The organism is Photorhabdus hindustanensis (assembly GCF_002968995.1).
Lineage (GTDB): Bacteria > Pseudomonadota > Gammaproteobacteria > Enterobacterales > Enterobacteriaceae > Photorhabdus > Photorhabdus akhurstii.
In genome coordinates, this window is sequence record NZ_PUWT01000142.1 from 1 (window position 1) to 786 (window position 786).

Annotated in this window: 1 pseudogene; it reads left to right on the top strand. The window is 55.6% G+C overall.

The annotated features are described in order from the left end of the window. A pseudogene (locus C6H66_RS24645) lies at nucleotides 1–786 on the top strand (adhesin); the annotation flags it as partial.

Consider the following 786-nt stretch of genomic DNA (forward strand, 5'->3'; position numbering starts at 1 on the left):
CGGCCAATGGCAATCTGACCCTGAAAACGGCCGGTAATCTTATCAATGACCGTCAGATAAAAGCCGGTCAGGCGCTGCATCTGGGCGCACAGAATCTCACCAATAACGCCTCCGGCGAAATCAGCGCTAAACAAACGCAAATCAACGTTCACGATACCCTGAACAATACCGGATTGATTGACGGCGGCCTGACCCATCTCACGGCTAACACCCTGAACAACACCGGCACCGGGCGCCTTTACGGTGACCAGCTCGCGCTCCAGACGGCGACCCTGAATAACACCGCAGAGGGTGGCAAAGCCGCCGTGATTGCCGCGCGTGACCGGCTGGATATTGGCACCGGAACACTGAACAACCGTGACCATGCCCAGATTTACAGCGTGGGCGACATGCACATCGGCGGTCAATTGGATAACGCGCTGACGGCTACCGGTCAAGCCCGTGAACTGAATAACCACGCGGCGACGATTGAAGCCGGGCGCAACCTGAAGATTCAGTCTGACCAGATTAACAACACCAACGCCGGGTTGGTCACCCAGGTCGTCGAAACGGAAAAGTCTCAGCATCACGACGCGGTACTGAGCGGCCAGACCACTCGCTATGACTGGTCACAGGTGGACACTTCCCGCCACAATAAATACAAAGTGCACGATGCCATCATGCCGGATGGCAGCCGCAGTAATGACTTTTACGAATATCAGTACACCCGGACCGTCAAGGAAACTCAGGTTAAACAGAGTGACCCCGGTAAAATTCTGGCCGGGGGTAATATCACGCTCAACAGTG